Origin of the sequence: Actinomadura macrotermitis (genome assembly GCF_009604375.1) — a bacterium.
In the GTDB taxonomy this organism is placed as follows: Bacteria; Actinomycetota; Actinomycetes; order Streptosporangiales; family Streptosporangiaceae; genus Spirillospora; species Spirillospora macrotermitis.
Genome location: NZ_WEGH01000001.1, coordinates 534706 through 549747, shown reverse-complemented (window position 1 = coordinate 549747; position 15042 = coordinate 534706). Strand labels below are relative to the sequence as shown.

Below are 15042 nucleotides of genomic sequence, written 5' to 3'. Positions count from 1 at the left end.
CCGGCGTCAGACGACCGCGCCGTCGTCGGGGTCGCGGGGCTCGTCGCCCATCCGCAGCACCAGCGTGACGAACCCGCCGATGAACGCCGCGACCGCCAGGAACGCCGCCCAGCCCGGCACCGTCCAGTTCAAGATCACCGTGACCAGCAGGTAGACCGGGCCGCCGACCAGCGCGATCCAGGCGCCCTTGGTGAGCGGGTCGGCGCTCGGCAGCGGCGGCGGGGGCGGGGGGACGTAGTGGCCGTCCTCGTCGGCGGGCGGGAACTCCTCCTCGTCGGCCGCCGCCTTGATCACCCGTGCCCGGGGCAGCCGCCCGGTGCGGTCGTCGCCCTCGGCGGGCGGCTCGGCCGGCTCGTGGATGTTCTCCTGGTCGGGCCAGGGCACCCGGTCGCCCTCGGCGGGCCCGGCGTCGAACCCGGCGACGATCTCGGCCCAGATGGCGTCCTCGTCGCGCTCGGCGGCGGGCGTCGGCGCCGTGTTCTCCAGGTTCTCCAGCACCGGGTTCTCCAGCACGGGGTTCTCCAGCACCGAACCGTCCCGCGCGGGGGTCTCGGGGGCGTCGCCCTCGGGCTCGGCCTCGGCGCGGCCGCCCGCGTCGCGCAGCCGCGTCAGGTGCACCCGCAGCACGCCCTCGGCGGCCTGCTTCATGTCGACGTCCACGTACAGGCGGTCCAGCACGTCGTCGGCCGGCGGCGCGTCCGCGGCCGGGCCCGTGCCGGGCGCGGCGTACGCCGCGACGCCCGCCTCGCGCAGCGCCGACAGCATGGCGTCGGCCAGGTGCGGTGCCAGGTCGACCAGCGGGGCGTAGGTCTGCGCGCTCAGTCCATTGCCACGGCGATTCACGGGGCCGGCTCCTTCGTCGACTCCGGCGTGACCGACGGCACCGGCATGACGGCCTCCGCTCCCCCATCGAAAAACGTGTGTCCCACGGTATTCGCTGCACCGGCCGGGACAAGCCCCTCGGGCGCACCCGATTGAGATTTCCCGTGCCGGAACTCCTGAGCCTACGGTCATCCGGGACCGGACCGTGCCCCCCGGACCGGCGGCGGTGTGGGCAGCGCCCCCCTGGGATGGGAGGATGTCCCATCATCTCCCCGCCCCCCGGGGAAGGACGTGCGCGCCGCAAGCACACGCGGTCGGAGGAAGGTGTCAGGCATGCTCTGGTTCTGGATCCTGCTGAGGATCGTTCTCTCGCCCATCATGTACCTGCTGTGGCGGCCGCAGAACCGGGGGATGCGCAACGTGCCGAAGAAGGGCGCGGCGCTGATGGTGAGCAACCACCTGTCGTTCGCCGACCACTTCTTCGGCCCGCTGCCGCTGCTGCGGCCGATCTACTTCATCGGCAAGGGCGAGTACTTCACCGGCAAGGGGATCAAGGGCCTGATCAGCAAGGGCTTCTTCACCGGCGTCGGCGTCGTGCCGGTCGACCGGACCGGCGGCACCGCCGCCGAGGCCGCCCTGCAGACGGGCCTGCGCATCCTCGGCGAGGGCAAGCTGCTCGGCATCTACCCCGAGGGCACCCGCGCCCCCGACAACCGGCTGTACCGCGGCAAGACCGGCGTGGCCCGGCTGGCGCTGAAGTCGCGCGTCCCCGTCATCCCGATGGCGATGATCAACACCTTCGAGCTGATGCCGCCCGGCAAGCCCCTCCCGCGCCTGGGCATCCGCCCCGGCGTGCGCTTCGGCGAGCCGCTGGACTTCTCCCGCTTCTACGGCAAGGAGGACGACCGGGAGGTGCTGCGCGAGGTCACCGACGAGATCATGCAGGCGATCCGGAAGCTGTCCGGCCAGGAGTACGTCGACCGCTACGCCGCCGAGGTGAAGGCCGAGATGGCGGGCAAGACGGTGCGCCCGGTCTCCGACGACGACGAGTGAGCCCGCGCCGGTGATGGGCCTGGAGACCGCGCTGTGGCGCGCGGTCGCGGTCTACCGGTGGGTCGCGTTCGGGTACGCGGCCGTCCTCATCGCCGCCAACGCGCACAAGTACGAGCACCCGCTCGGCGGCTGGGCCGTCATGGCCGTCATGGCGGCCTGGTCGGGCTGCACCACCTTCGCCTACGCCGACCCGTCCCGGCGGCGCCGCCCCCTGCTCGCCGCCGACATGGCCGTCACCACCGGCTGCCTGCTGTCCACCGCGTGGGTGGAGTCGGTGTGGGGCCTCACCCACGGGATGCCGACGCTGCCCGCCTCCTGGGTCGCCGCGGCGGTGCTGGCCTGGGCGGTGGCGGGCGGCCGCCGCGCCGGGGTCGCCGCCGCCGCGATCCTGGCCGCCGGGAACATCACCATCAACGTGCTGGCCGGGGTGCCGCCCGTGCGCGGCCTCGGCTCGGGCACCTTCAACGGCATCATGCTGCTGTTCATGGCCGGGCTCGTCGTCGGGCACGTGGTCAAGCTCGCCCGCGACGCCGAGGCGCGGCTCGCCCGCGCCGTCGAGCTGGAGGCGGCCACCCGCGAGCGCGAGCGCCTCGCCCGCCGCATCCACGACTCGGTGCTGCAGGTCCTGGCCATGGTCCAGCGGCGCGGCGGCGAGCTCGGCGGCGAGGCGGCCGAGCTCGGCCGGCTGGCCGGCGAGCAGGAGGTCGCGCTGCGCGCCCTGATCGGCGCCGGGACGCCCGCGCCGGCCGGCGGCGCCGAGGCCCCCGCCGACCTGCGGGCGCTGCTCGCCCGGCACGGCTCCACCTCCGTCACCGTGTCCGCCCCCGCGACGCCCGTCACGCTGCCCGGGCACGCCGCCCGCGAGATCGAGGCGGCCGTCGCGGCGGCGCTGGACAACGTCCGCCGGCACTGCGGGCCGGACGCCCGCGCCTGGGTGCTGCTGGAGGACGACGGCGCGGGCGGCGTCACCGTCAGCGTCCGCGACGACGGCCCCGGCATGCCGCCCGAGCGGCTGGCCCGCGCCGAGGCCGCCGGCCGGCTCGGCGTCGCCCAGTCCATCCGCGGCCGCGTCCGCGACCTCGGCGGCACCGTGACGATCGTCTCCGCGCCCGGCGAGGGCACCGAGATCGAGATGGTCGTCCCCGCCGGGCCCGTTGCGTAGGGTTGCGGCGTGAGCGAGGAAACCGGCTTCACCCCCCTCAAGGTCATGGTCGTCGACGACCACCCCATGTGGCGCGACTCGGTCGCGCGCGACCTGGCCGAGGCCGGCCACCAGGTCGTCGCCACGGCCGGCGACGGCCGCACCGCGGTGCGCGTCGCCGCCGCCGCGCGGCCGCAGGTGGCCGTCGTCGACCTGCAGCTGCCCGACATCAGCGGCGTCGAGGTCACCCGGCACCTCGCCGCCGCCGACCCGCCCGTCCGGGTGCTGGTGCTGTCGGCCAGCGGCGAGCAGCAGGACGTCCTGGAGGCGGTCAAGGCGGGCGCCACCGGCTACCTGCTGAAGTCGGCCGCCCGCGCCGAGTTCCTGGACGCCGTCGCCCGCGCCGGCGCCGGCGACGCCGTCTTCACCCCCGGCCTCGCCGGGCTGGTGCTCGGGGAGTACCGGCGCCTGGCCGCCGCGCCGAGCCGCGCCGACGACGACGCGCCCCGCCTCACCGACCGCGAGACCGAGGTGCTGCGGCTGGTCGCCAAGGGCCTCACCTACAAGGAGATCGCCAAGCGGCTCGTCCTGTCGCACCGCACCGTGCAGAACCACGTGCAGAACACGCTCGGCAAGCTCCAGCTGCACAACCGGGTCGAACTCGTCCGCTACGCCATCGAGAAGGGCCTCGATCAGGAATAGGGCGAAGGCTCCTTCGCCGAAACGCAGCTCAGGCGAGTCCCGGCGCACTATGGTCTAGACCAATGGCGGCGCGCCGGGGCGGGCGGTGAATGCCCGGTGCGGGCCCGGCCCGGCCGTTAGGCTGAGGCCGTCGAGCGAGGGAGGAGCCCGGTGACCAGAGAGGGAGAGGGCATGCGCGTCGGAGTGCTGACCGGAGGCGGGGACTGCCCCGGTCTGAACGCCGTCATCCGCGCCGTCGTGCGCAAGGGCGTGCAGGTCTTCGGATACGAGTTCGTCGGCTTCCGGTCCGGCTGGCGCGGCCCGCTGGAGGGCGACACCATCGCCCTCGACGTGCAGGCGGTGCGCGGGATCCTGCCGCGCGGCGGCACCATCCTCGGCTCGTCCCGGACCAACCCGGTCAAGGTCGAGGGCGGCATCGAGCGGATCAAGGACAACCTGGCCGGGCTCGGCGTGGACGCCCTCATCGCCATCGGCGGCGAGGACACCCTCGGCGTCGCCGGCGAGCTGTACCGCAACGGCGTCAGCGTGGTCGGCGTGCCCAAGACCATCGACAACGACCTGAACGCCACCGACTACACCTTCGGCTTCGACACCGCGGTGAACATCGCGACCGAGGCCATCGACCGGCTGCACACCACCGCCGAGAGCCACCACCGCGCGCTGATCTGCGAGGTCATGGGCCGGCACGCGGGCTGGATCGCGCTGCACGCCGGCATGGCCGCCGGCGCCAACGTGATCCTCATCCCCGAGCGGCCGTTCGACATCGACAAGGTCGTGGAGTACGTCGAGAGCCGCTTCAAGACCCGCTACGCCCCGATCATCGTGGTGTCGGAGGGCGCGCACCCGGTCGACGGGCAGATGCAGGTGCAGACCGGCGAGCTGGACGCGTTCGGGCACGTGCGCCTCGGCGGCATCGGCCAGCGCCTCGCCGACGAGATCGAGAAGCGCACCGGCAAGGAGGCCCGCGCCACCGTGCTCGGGCACATCCAGCGCGGCGGCACCCCGAGCGCGTTCGACCGCGTGCTGGCCACCCGGTTCGGGCTGCAGGCCATCGACGCGGTCCGCGACGGCGACTTCGGGAAGATGGTCGCGCTGCGCGGCACCGACATCGTCCGGGTCGGGCTGGACGAGGCCACCAGGGAGCTGAAGACCGTCCCGGCCGAGCGCTACGCCGAGGCCGAGGTCTTCTTCGGCTGAGCGCCCCCGCGGCCCGGCCCCGGTTTTGCGGGGCCGGGCCGCGGCGGGAACAGGAAAGTCCGGTCGCGGTGTTGCCGAGTGTGGGCCACACTGGAACCCGACCCCTTTCCCGTCCCCAGGAGGATCAAGCATGCCCACGCTCGACGCCGAGACCGTACCGGTCCGGGAGCAGGTGCCGGCCGTCGACGGCGAGCCGTGCGTGCTGATCAAACTGGGCGAGGTCGTGCTGAAGGGCAAGAACCGCGAGCAGTTCGAGCGGCGCCTGGCCGACAACGTCCGCCTCGCCGTCCGCCCGATCGCCCGCGTCGACGTGATCCGCCGGCACGGCGTGTTCATCGTGCGCACCAAGGACGCCACGGCCGAGCTGGTCGACCGGATCGCGATGCGCATCACCGACGTCATGGGCATCGTCTGGGCGCACCGCGCCTGGCGCGTCGGCAAGGACCTGGCCAGCGTCGAGCGCGCCGCGCTGGAGCTGATGGCCGGCCGCACCGGCAGCTTCGCGGTGCGCTCGCGGCGCCGCGACAAGCGCTTCCCGATGACCTCCACCGAGCTGGACCGCCACATCGGCGGCATGATCAACGACGCCTACGGGCAGCCGGTGCGGCTGAAGCGCCCCGACCACACCCTGTCCATCGAGGTCGACCGGGACGAGGTGTTCGTCTTCTCCGGCGGGCTGCCCGGCCAGGGCGGCCTGCCCGTCGGCATGAGCGGCCGCGGCCTGGTGCTGATGTCGGGCGGCATCGACTCGCCCGTCGCCGCCTACCGGATGATGCGCCGCGGCCTGCGCGTCGACTTCCTGCACTTCTCCGGGATGCCCTTCACCGGCCCCGAGTCGATCTACAAGGCGTACGCCCTCGTCCGCGAGCTGGACAAGTTCCAGGGCGGCTCCCGGCTGCTGGTGGTGCCGTTCGGCAAGGCCCAGCAGCAGATCAAGACCTCCGGCGCGGACAAGCTGGCCGTCATCGCCCAGCGCCGCCTCATGCTGCGCACCGGCGAGCTGGTCGCGCGCCGGCTGAAGGGCGCCACCCTGATCACCGGCGACGCGCTCGGCCAGGTCTCCAGCCAGACGCTGACCAACATCACCGCCCAGGACGACGCGGTGCGGATGCCGATCCTGCGCCCGCTGATCGGCATGGACAAGATCGAGATCATGGACCAGGCGCGCCGCATCAAGACGCTGACCATCTCCGAGCTGCCCGACGAGGACTGCTGCTCGATGCTGGCCCCCCTCGGCGCCGAGACCCGCGCCAAGCTGGAGGACCTCCACCAGATCGACAAGCGCCTGGACGTCGAGGAACTGGCCGAGCAGCTGGCGGACTCGGTGCAGGAGCACCGCCCCGTGTACGGGGACGCGGGCTGACCCGGCGCGGGTCAGTGGGAGTCGAAGTCGTTCGGTCTCGGGGGTTCCGGGCCGTCGGGGCCTAGGAGGGTGATCCGCTCTATCCGCACGATGCGGAAGCGGCGGCCCGCCACCTCGATGCCGTTGCGGCGGGTGCGGTCGGTCATCAGCGCGGCGGCGCGGCGGTACTCGGGGAGGTGCGCGGCGCCCGGTTTCTCGACGGCGGGCACCACGTGCCGGAAGTAGGTGGACAGGGCCGCGCGGGCCTGGCGCGGGGTGTCGTGCAGGCGGCCCACCGGGCGCCAGCGGCCCTCGGTCCGTTCGGCGACGGTGAACGCGGGGGACAGCGGCACCGGTGTGAGGAACGACTCCGATGGTTCGGCGCCCGCGCGGGCCGCCGCGTCCAGCAGCTGGCAGAGCAGTTCGGAGACGGCCGCGTCGGGCGCGTGCGGGCCGTCGCGCAGCAGGTCGTGCGGGCGGGGGACCGGGGCCCGCCAGGAGTGCGGGTGCGGGTCGGGGTCGGTCGGGCGCGGCGGTTCGGGGCCGTCCTGGCCCGTGCGCACCAGCTGCTCGATGCGCACGATGCGGAAGTCCGTGCCCGCGGCGCTCAGCTCGTCGCGCGACTCGGCGCGCAGCGCGCGCGCCGCGGCCCGCAGTTCGCGGTCCGGCCCGGCCGCCGCGAGCGACGCGCGGTCGCTCAGGTGGTCGGCGAGCAGCTCGCGCGCCCCCTGGGGGATCGGGTCGCAGGGGCAGACCACCTGCCAGCCCTCGTCGACCCGCTCGGCGGCGGTGAACAGCGCCCCCGCCACGACCAGCTGCGGATAGGCGGCGATGGACCGGCAGGCGTCGGCGAGCATCACCGCCGCCACCGGGTCGACGTTGCTCAGGTCTTCGGGGAACAGACGCCCGCCGGCGTCGCCATCGCCCGTAGTCATGCCGAGCATCATCCATGCCCCGGCGGCGTCTGGCGAGTGGTTCAGACCAATTTGTTACCCCGTTGTACGGGGGGATCCGGCGATCCCGACAGGGCCCCCGGATCCCCCCGCGGTGCTACCTGCGGGTGGGCGCGACGAGCACGACCAGGCTCGCCGCCAGCAGGGCCAGGCCGGTGAGCGCGACGCCGCCGAGCCGCTCGCCGAGCACCGCCATGCCGAGCACCGCCGCGACGGCCGGCTCGGCGAGCGTCAGCGTCGTCGCGGTCGCCGCGGTGACGGTGCGCAGGCCGCGCGCGAACAGCAGGTAGGAACCGCCCGTCGCGATCCCGCCCAGGTAGAGGGCGATGATCGCGCCGGAGGCGGTGAGCGCCCAGGCCGGCGGCTGGGCGAGCAGGATCGGCAGCATCAGCGCCCCGGCCCCCGCGAACAGCGCGCCCGCGACGGCCCGGTCCTGGTGGCCGCGGCCGATGAGCACGGACGCGACCGTGGCGTACACCGCGTAGGACAGGCCCGACAGCAGCGCGAGGCCGATGCCGAGCGGGTCGGCGCCGCCGTCCGCGCCGCCGCCCGCGACGAGCGCGGCGCAGCCCGTCACCGCGCCGGCGGTCGAGAGCAGCCAGCGGCGGCCGAGCGGCGCCCGCCGGAACAGCAGCCCGAGCGCCCCGGTGAACGCCGGGGCGCTGCCGATGGTGACGACGGTGCCGACGGCCACGCCGGTGCGGGCGGCGGCGCAGAAGAACGCCGTCTGGTACACCGCGATCGTGACCGCGCCGAGCGCGAGGAGCGGCAGGTCGCGGCGGGTGCGCAGCAGCCGCCGCAGGCCCGCGCCGCGCGCGGTGCCCGCGGCGAGGGCCGCCAGCACCAGGCCGCCGAGGACGATGCGGACGGCGGCGACCGACACGCTGCCGGCGTCCGGCGCGAACGTGCGGACGGTGCCGGTGGTGCCCCACAGGCAGGCCGCCAGCAGGACGTCGGCACCGCCGCCGCGGCGCCGGGGAGAGGAGGAGGCAGGCGCGGAGGCACTGCCCCGCGCGAAGGTGCGTACGGACACGGAGGGGTTCTCCTGAACTCGGAACGGAAGGGGTGGTCCGCGTCCGGAGCGCAGGAATCACAGGCCGGGCGTGCCGCCGGGCCTGGAAAAGGACTCGCTGAGGGGTCGCCGCGCTCCGGTCAGGAGCGGGGCGGGCCGCAGTTCGGGGTCCAGTACGCCATGTCCGACACTGTATCCGAGATCAGGCGGGCACCCCGTCCGGCACCGCGTCCGGGGCCTCGGTGAGGGTGCGGCCGACCAGGGGCGGCAGGGCGCGCACGACCTTGGCCAGCTCGCGCAGATCGCCGTTGACCAGGGCCTGCGGGCCGTCGCAGAGGGCGGTCTCGGGGTGCGGGTGCACGTCGATGATCACGCCGTCGGCGCCGACCGCGATCGCGGCGCGGGTGAGCGGCAGCACCAGGTCGCGGTGGCCGCCCGAGTGCGACGGGTCCACGATCACCGGCAGGTGCGACAGCCGCTGCGCGACCGGCACCGCCGAGATGTCCAGGGTGTTGCGGGTGGCCTTCTCGAAGGTGCGGATGCCGCGCTCGCACAGCACGATGTCGAGGTTGCCGCGCTGGGCGATGTACTCGGCCGCCATCAGCCACTCCTCGATGGTGCCGTTCATGCCGCGCTTCAGCATGACGGGCTTGCCCGACTCGCCGGCGGCCTGCAGCAGCGCGAAGTTCTGCGCGTTGCGGGTGCCGATCTGCAGCATGTCGGCGTAGGAGGCGACCAGCTCCACGTCGGCGGCGTCGACCACCTCGGTGACGACGGGCATGCCGGTCTCGTCGCGGACGTCGGCCAGGATCCTCAGGCCGGCCTCGCCGAGGCCCTGGAAGGCGTAGGGGGACGTGCGGGGCTTGAACGCGCCGCCGCGCAGCAGGGTGGCGCCGGCGGCCTGCGCCATCTGCGCGGCCTGCAGCGTCTGGTCGGGGGTCTCCACCGCGCACGGGCCGGCGATCAGCGTCATCGTGCCGGGACCGACCGGCACGCCGCCGACGCGCACGATCGAGCGCTCGGCGTGGTTCTCGCGGCTGACGAGCTTGTAGGGCGCGGAGATGCGGATGACGTCGCTGACGCCGCGCAGCGAGCGCAGGTTCAGCGAGCCGAACTGCTGGACGTCCCCGACCAGCCCGATGATGGTGCGTTCCACGCCGCGGCTGACGAACGCGTCCCCGCCCGCCGTCTCGACCAGTGAGACGACGCCGTTGATATCTGCCTCGGTGGCCCCCGGGGCCATGACGACGACCATGATGCTGCCTCTCCTCGTGTTACCCCTGAAACGACAAGAGCCCCGGGCCGAAATCGGCCCGGGGCTCTCGCTCGTGGTCTGTCAGCGCAGCGTCTGGCAGACCAGCCTCCCGGGCTGGTCATACCAAAAGAAGTAGACGACGTTGCGCATGTCCCAGAGGGTAGCCCATTCCCCCGGGTTCCTGTGGCAAGGGGGCCGAATATGGCTCAGCTCACGCCGGATGGCAGGATGGCCCGCGTCATGTCCCACCCCGAAGAGCCCACACCCGACTCCCGGGAACTGCCGCCCGGGCAGTACGTCCCCCGAGGCTGGCCCGTGCTGCACTACGGGCCGGTGCCCAAGTTCCGTCCCAAGGACTGGGATTTCCGTGTCTTCGGCGCGACCGCGTCCGGCGGCCAGTACCGCTGGACCTGGGACGAGTTCGAGGCCCTGCCGCGCGCCAAGGCCGTCGCCGACTTCCACTGCGTCACCAAGTTCACCATCCCGGACAACACCTGGGAGGGCGTCGCCTGCTCCTCCATCGTGGAGCTCGCGCCCCCGGCGCCCGAGGTCACCCATGTGATGGTGTGGGCCGAGTACGGCTACAGCGCCAACATCAGGATGAGCGACTTCCTGGCCGAGGGCACGATGTTCGCCACCCACCGCGACGGCGAGCGGTTGTCGCCCGACCACGGCTTCCCGATCCGCATCGTCGTGCCGCACCTGTACGCCTGGAAGAGCGTGAAGTGGGTGCGGGGCGTGGAGTACATGGTGAAGGACCGGCGCGGTTTCTGGGAGGAACGCGGCTACCACAACGTCGCCGACCCCTGGCGGGAGCAGCGCTATTCCTACCAGGAGGAGGAGGGCGAGTCCCCGCCGCTGTGACGGTCTAGGGGGCGTTCTGCCCACGGGGGAGTGAGCCGGGCGTTACCGTCGGTTGCCATGGTCACACCCACCGTCCTGGAAGTGCTCGGGTGCGGCGCCGTGACGTCGGCCGCGCTGGCGGGCGGCGCGGCGCGGCGCAGGCTGCGCGACCGGCGGCGCGGGTTCGCCACGATGGCCGACGAGGCGACGTTCGCGACGCTGCACACCATCTCCCGCGCCTCCCCGTCGCTGCGCGCCGGCCTCACCCGCGAGTCGGCCCGCAGGTCCGCCCGGCACCTGCGGGCGCTGCTCGGCGCCGACGCGGTCGCGGTGCTGTCGGCGCACGGCTCGGACGAGGACGAGGGCGAGGACGGGCCGCCGGACGAGCCGCTGAACAACGGAGCGCTGCTGGCCTGGGACGGCGACGGCGCCTACCTGCACGCGGCGCAGGCGCTGGAGCACGCCCGGCCGGTGCTGGTCTCGGGCCGCCCCCGGGTGGTCGCCCCCGAGCTGCTGGAGTGCGAGGTGCCGCTCTGCCGGCTGCGCGTGGCGATGATCGCCCCGATCGCGGTGGAGGGCCGGGTGGAGGGCGCCCTGGCCGCCTACGGGCCCGCCGCCTCGGCCGCCCGGGTCCGCGCGGTCGGCGAGGTGGCCCGCTGGATCGCCGGGCAGCTGGAGCTGGCCGAGCTGGACTCCTCGCGGGCCCGCCTCGCCGAGGCCGAGATGCGCGCGCTGCGCGCCCAGATCTCCCCGCACTTCGTCTACAACTCGCTGACCACCATCGCCTCGTTCGTGCGCACCGACCCGGTGCGGGCCCGCGAGCTGCTGCTGGACTTCGCCGACTTCGCCCGCTACTCCTTCCGCAACCCGCGCGACTTCACCACCCTGGCCGACGAGCTGCGCTCCATCGACCGCTACCTGCTGCTGGAGCGGGCCCGGTTCGGCGACCGGCTGCGCTTCAGCGTGGAGATCGCCCCCGAGGTGCTGCCGGTCGCGGTGCCGTTCCTGTCGCTGCAGCCGCTGGTGGAGAACGCGATCCGGCACGGCATGGGCGGCGCGCGCGAGGGCTTCCACATCCGGATCGTGGCCCGCGACGCCGGGCCCGAGGCGGCCATCAGCGTCGAGGACGACGGCGTCGGGATGGACCCCGGGCGGCTGCGCGAGGTGCTGGCGGCCGGCCTCCGCCCCGGGAGCCGGCACCGCGGCGGCGGTGGCGCGGGCGCCGGGATCGGCCTGGCCAACGTCGACGAGCGGTTGCGGCAGGTCTACGGCGACGAGTACGGGCTGACGGTGGAGACCGAGCTCGGCGCCGGCACCAAGGTCAGCCTGCGCGTGCCCAAGTTCACCGGCCTGCACGGCCGCCCCCTCGGCTGACCGGGCCGCCGCTCACATTCCGAAACCGATTGCGGACTCCCGGTGATCAGAGCAGAGTCCTCCTTATGCTGCGCGTCCTGGCCGTCGACGACGAACGGCCCGCCCTGGAAGAGCTGGCGTACCTGCTGCGCGAGGACCCCCGGATCGAGCAGGTCTGCGACGCGGGCGACGCGGCGGCCGCGCTGCGCGACCTCAGCCGGATGCTGATGGCGGGCGAGCGCCTGGACGCGGTCTTCCTCGACATCCGCATGCCGGGCCTGGACGGCCTGGACTTCGGCCGGCTGCTCACCGGCTTCGCCGCGCCCCCCGAGGTCGTCTTCGTCACCGCGCACGACGACTGCGCGGTCGCCGCCTACGAGCTCGGCGCGCTGGACTACCTGCTGAAACCGGTGCGGCCCGAGCGGCTGGCCGAGGCCGTCCGCCGCGTCGCCGAGGCGGTGCGGCGCGCCGCGGGCGAACCCGCCGGGGACGCGCCGCAGGCCCCCGACGGTGACGAGATGGTCCCGGTCGAGCTGGCCGGGCGGACCCGGCTCGTCGCGCGCAGCGCCGTCACCCACGTGGAGGCCCGGGGCGACTACGTGCGGCTGCACACCCCCGACGGCGGCTACCTGGTCCGGATGCCGCTGGCCGCGCTGGAGCGCCGCTGGGAGGCCGCCGGGTTCATCCGCATCCACCGCAGCACGCTGGTGTCCAGCGCGCACATCAGCGAGCTGCGCTTCGACGGCGGGCGCGCCGCGGTGCTGGTCGGCGGCGAGCTGCTGCCGGTCAGCCGCCGCCACACCCGCCAGGTCCGCGACCTGCTGGTGCGCCGGTTCCGGCACACCGGCGCCCTCGGCCTGCCCGGCGGCGCCGATGAGTGAGGCGCCCCCGGACCGGCGGCCGGGCGAGGCGCCGGCCCCGCGCCGCGTCCAGGTCACCAGCCCGCGCACCGAGCGCGCGCGCACCGGACCGCGCGGCGCGTCCGCGCCGGCCTGGAGCATCGCCCGCGACCTGGACGAGCAGACCGAGCTCGGCGCCGTCTACGCGCGCACGCTGATCCGCGCGCAGCTGCGCGCCGCCCTGCTGACCGGGGCGGTCGTGCTGCTGGTCCTGGCGGCGCTGCCGCTGCTGCTCACCGGCGAGCCCGGCCTCGGCCGGCAGCGCCTCTGCGGGGTGCCGCTGCCCTGGCTGCTGCTCGCCCTCGCCGTCCAGCCCGTGTGGATCGCCGCGGCGGCCGGGCACGTCCGGCGGGCCGAGCGGATCGAGGACGACTTCGCCCGGCTGGTGGACCGCTCGTGATCGTGCAGGCCGCCGCGGCCGCGCTCACCGCGCTGGTCGCGGTGCTCGGCCTGGTCACCGCGGTCGGCGTGCACGGCCGCCGCCGGGGCGTGGCCGCCACCGGCGACCTGCAGGCCGCCTCGCGCGGCGTCGCGCCGCTGTGGAACGCCTCGGCGATCAGCAGCGAGTACATCTCGGCCGCGGCGTTCCTCGGCACCGCCGGGCTGGTGCTGGCCTACGGCGCCGACATGCTGTGGCTGCCGATCGGCGCGACCGCCGGGCACGTGCTGCTGGTGGCGTTCGTGACGGCGCCGCTGCGCCGCTCGGGCGCCTACACCGTCTCGGACTTCGCCGAGTGGCGGCTCGGCTCGCCCCGGGTGCGGCGCCTGGTGTCGCTGTGCGTCTGCTTCATCGGCTGGTTCTACCTGCTGCCGCAGTTCGAGGGCGCCGGCGTCACGCTGCGGGTGCTCACCGGCGCGCCGGTCTGGGCGGGCTGGGCCGTCGTCGTCGGCGTCTCGCTGGCGCTGGTGCTGTCGGGCGGCATGCGCAGCATCACCGCGGTGCAGGCGGTGCAGTTCTGGGTGAAGCTCGTCGCGGTCGCGGTGCCCGCCGTCGCGCTGCTGGCGCTGTGGCACCTGGACGGCGGCGCCGACCCGACCGGCGACCGGGTGCCGCGGTTCGGCCGCCCCACCGCCGTCACCGTGCAGACCGCCGTCACGGTGCGGGTGCCCGCCCCCATCGCGGTGGCGGCGCACGGCACGGTGGACGGGGTCCGCCACACCGGCGAGCGGATCGCGCTGCCCGCCGGGCGGCACACCGTCGCCGCGGGCGCCCGGCTGCTGTTCCCCAAGGGCGCGGTCGTCCCGCACGTGGACCGGCTGCCGGTGCGCACGGGCAGCACCTGGGCCGTCCCGAACGCCCACGGCGAGGAGCACGGCCTGTACGCCACCTACTCGGCGCTGCTCGGCGTGCTGCTCGGCACCGTCGGGCTGCCGCACATCCTGATGCGCTTCTACAGCAACCCCTGCGGCCGGGCGGCGCGGCGCACCGCCGCGATGGTGCCGGCCCTGCTGACGCTGTTCTACGTCTTCCCGGCCCTGTACGGCACGCTCGGGCGCGTCTACACGCCCGAACTGCTGATGACCGGGGACACCGACGCAACGATCCTGACGCTGCCGCAGCGGCTCGCGCCGGGCGCGGGCGGCGCGCTGCTGACCGGGCTGATCGCCTCCGGTGCGTTCGCGGCGTTCGTCTCCACCTCCTGCGGGGTGGTGGTCGCGATCGCCGGCACCGTCTCGCGGGCGCTGCCGTGCGGCGGCGCCGCCGCGTTCCGGGCCGGCGTGGTCGTCGCCCTCGCGGTGCCGTTCGCCGTCGTCGGCCGGGTCGGGCCGCAGGGCGCGACCGGGCTGGTCACCCTCGCCCTCACCGTGTCGGCCTGCTCGCTCTGCCCGCTGCTGCTGCTCGGCATCTGGTGGCGGCGGCTCACCCCGGCGGGCGCCGCGGCGGGCCTGGTGACCGGCGGCGGCCTCGCCGTCGGCGCGGGCGTCGCCTGCCTGTACGGCGCGCCCTGGCACGGCTGGCCCGGCGCGCTGCTCGCCCAGCCCGCGCTGGTCGTGGTGCCGCTGGCGACCGCGGTGATGGCGGGCGTCTCGCTGCTCACGCCGCGGAGCGTGCCGCGCCGCGCGGCCCGCGCGATGGCCCGCCTGCACCTGCCCGAGGAGATCGTTCCGCGCTGACGGACCGTTCGTCGCGCGGAACCGGCCGCTCGTCGTGCGACTACAGTACGTATATCGCTGACTACTTACCGTTTACCGAGGCCGGGGTTTTCCTAGGCCCAATCCGAGCCAGAACACCTCTAGTGTTCTCAGTGGCACCACACGCGACACCCGCCCCGCGGGGAGCGGAGGGGCCACGCGGGGAGACCCGCCACAAGACGAAACTGGAGATCCGGCGGGCGCGAGCCGTGCGCCGGATCAGAGTCGCCGGATCCCGTACCGGGGGGGTGGGATCCAGCGGCGTGCGGCCCGGGTGCCGCTGGACAGTCGGGGGGTTGTCCAGCGGTGCCCGGGTCTTTTTCGTGCGCCCGGCGGC

14 protein-coding genes are annotated in these 15042 nt (G+C 74.6%); 10 read left to right on the top strand and 4 right to left on the bottom strand.

Annotated elements, in window-relative coordinates:
- Nucleotides 1-6: 6 nt before the first annotated feature.
- Nucleotides 7-843 carry an ICP22 family protein gene (locus ACRB68_RS02475; protein ID WP_328593654.1) on the bottom strand — a complete coding sequence of 279 codons (837 nt, stop codon included), beginning with the start codon at nt 841-843 and terminating at the stop codon, nt 7-9.
- Between the two features lie 312 nt (nt 844-1155).
- Between ACRB68_RS02475 and ACRB68_RS02470 the strand changes: the two genes are divergently transcribed.
- The 5 genes from ACRB68_RS02470 to thiI all read left to right on the top strand — a co-directional run bounded on the left by ACRB68_RS02470 (nt 1156) and on the right by thiI (nt 6278).
- A complete protein-coding gene (locus ACRB68_RS02470) occupies nt 1156-1875 on the top strand; it encodes a lysophospholipid acyltransferase family protein (RefSeq protein ID WP_153530641.1) in 720 nt (239 codons plus the stop codon).
- A gap of 13 nt (nt 1876-1888) precedes the next feature.
- Nucleotides 1889-3037 (top strand): MacS family sensor histidine kinase, encoded by a 1149-nt coding sequence (gene macS, locus ACRB68_RS02465; RefSeq protein ID WP_153530640.1) that lies wholly within the window; start codon nt 1889-1891, stop codon nt 3035-3037.
- Nucleotides 3038-3082: 45 nt separating this feature from the next.
- A complete protein-coding gene (locus ACRB68_RS02460; RefSeq protein WP_153532190.1) occupies nt 3083-3718 on the top strand; it encodes a response regulator in 636 nt (211 codons plus the stop codon).
- A gap of 171 nt (nt 3719-3889) precedes the next feature.
- Nucleotides 3890-4915, top strand: a complete 1026-nt coding sequence (locus tag ACRB68_RS02455; protein ID WP_153532189.1) for a 6-phosphofructokinase — start codon at nt 3890-3892, stop codon at nt 4913-4915.
- Between the two features lie 130 nt (nt 4916-5045).
- Nucleotides 5046-6278, top strand: coding sequence for a tRNA uracil 4-sulfurtransferase ThiI (gene thiI / locus ACRB68_RS02450; protein ID WP_153530639.1), 1233 nt, complete (start codon nt 5046-5048; stop codon nt 6276-6278).
- A gap of 11 nt (nt 6279-6289) precedes the next feature.
- Here thiI and ACRB68_RS02445 read toward each other — a convergent pair whose 3' ends face one another.
- From ACRB68_RS02445 to aroF, 3 genes are all read right to left on the bottom strand, one after another.
- Entirely contained in the window at nt 6290-7192 is a 903-nt protein-coding gene (locus tag ACRB68_RS02445) for a DUF5954 family protein (RefSeq protein ID WP_153530638.1), read from the bottom strand.
- A gap of 115 nt (nt 7193-7307) precedes the next feature.
- Nucleotides 7308-8243, bottom strand: a complete 936-nt coding sequence (locus tag ACRB68_RS02440) for a DMT family transporter (protein WP_328593653.1) — start codon at nt 8241-8243, stop codon at nt 7308-7310.
- Nucleotides 8244-8424: 181 nt separating this feature from the next.
- Complete coding sequence (gene aroF, locus ACRB68_RS02435; RefSeq protein WP_153530636.1) at nt 8425-9477, bottom strand: 3-deoxy-7-phosphoheptulonate synthase; 1053 nt, start codon at nt 9475-9477, stop codon at nt 8425-8427.
- A gap of 240 nt (nt 9478-9717) precedes the next feature.
- On the opposite strand from aroF, the gene ACRB68_RS02430 reads away from it, so the two are divergent.
- The 5 genes from ACRB68_RS02430 to ACRB68_RS02410 all read left to right on the top strand — a co-directional run bounded on the left by ACRB68_RS02430 (nt 9718) and on the right by ACRB68_RS02410 (nt 14687).
- Nucleotides 9718-10341: a sulfite oxidase-like oxidoreductase gene (locus ACRB68_RS02430; RefSeq protein WP_153530635.1), complete on the top strand. Its 624-nt coding sequence runs from the start codon at nt 9718-9720 to the stop codon at nt 10339-10341.
- Nucleotides 10342-10398: 57 nt separating this feature from the next.
- Nucleotides 10399-11694 (top strand): sensor histidine kinase, encoded by a 1296-nt coding sequence (locus ACRB68_RS02425; protein ID WP_153530634.1) that lies wholly within the window; start codon nt 10399-10401, stop codon nt 11692-11694.
- Nucleotides 11695-11759: 65 nt separating this feature from the next.
- Nucleotides 11760-12554, top strand: coding sequence for a LytR/AlgR family response regulator transcription factor (locus tag ACRB68_RS02420; protein WP_153530633.1), 795 nt, complete (start codon nt 11760-11762; stop codon nt 12552-12554).
- Nucleotides 12547-12972 carry a hypothetical protein gene (locus tag ACRB68_RS02415; RefSeq protein WP_153530632.1) on the top strand — a complete coding sequence of 142 codons (426 nt, stop codon included), beginning with the start codon at nt 12547-12549 and terminating at the stop codon, nt 12970-12972. Before ACRB68_RS02420 ends, ACRB68_RS02415 begins: the two co-directional genes overlap by 8 nt.
- Nucleotides 12969-14687: a sodium/solute symporter gene (locus tag ACRB68_RS02410; RefSeq protein WP_328593652.1), complete on the top strand. Its 1719-nt coding sequence runs from the start codon at nt 12969-12971 to the stop codon at nt 14685-14687. Before ACRB68_RS02415 ends, ACRB68_RS02410 begins: the two co-directional genes overlap by 4 nt.
- Nucleotides 14688-15042 lie beyond the last annotated feature (355 nt).

Coding starts and splice junctions, on each gene's coding strand:
- ACRB68_RS02470 (WP_153530641.1), top strand. CDS start 1,156: ATGCTCTGGTTCTGGATCCTGCTGAGGATCGTTCTCTCGCCCATCATG.
- macS (WP_153530640.1), top strand. CDS start 1,889: ATGGGCCTGGAGACCGCGCTGTGGCGCGCGGTCGCGGTCTACCGGTGG.
- ACRB68_RS02460 (WP_153532190.1), top strand. CDS start 3,083: ATGGTCGTCGACGACCACCCCATGTGGCGCGACTCGGTCGCGCGCGAC.
- ACRB68_RS02455 (WP_153532189.1), top strand. CDS start 3,890: ATGCGCGTCGGAGTGCTGACCGGAGGCGGGGACTGCCCCGGTCTGAAC.
- thiI (WP_153530639.1), top strand. CDS start 5,046: ATGCCCACGCTCGACGCCGAGACCGTACCGGTCCGGGAGCAGGTGCCG.
- ACRB68_RS02445 (WP_153530638.1), bottom strand. CDS start 7,192: ATGACTACGGGCGATGGCGACGCCGGCGGGCGTCTGTTCCCCGAAGAC.
- aroF (WP_153530636.1), bottom strand. CDS start 9,477: ATGGTCGTCGTCATGGCCCCGGGGGCCACCGAGGCAGATATCAACGGC.
- ACRB68_RS02430 (WP_153530635.1), top strand. CDS start 9,718: ATGTCCCACCCCGAAGAGCCCACACCCGACTCCCGGGAACTGCCGCCC.
- ACRB68_RS02425 (WP_153530634.1), top strand. CDS start 10,399: ATGGTCACACCCACCGTCCTGGAAGTGCTCGGGTGCGGCGCCGTGACG.
- ACRB68_RS02420 (WP_153530633.1), top strand. CDS start 11,760: ATGCTGCGCGTCCTGGCCGTCGACGACGAACGGCCCGCCCTGGAAGAG.
- ACRB68_RS02415 (WP_153530632.1), top strand. CDS start 12,547: ATGAGTGAGGCGCCCCCGGACCGGCGGCCGGGCGAGGCGCCGGCCCCG.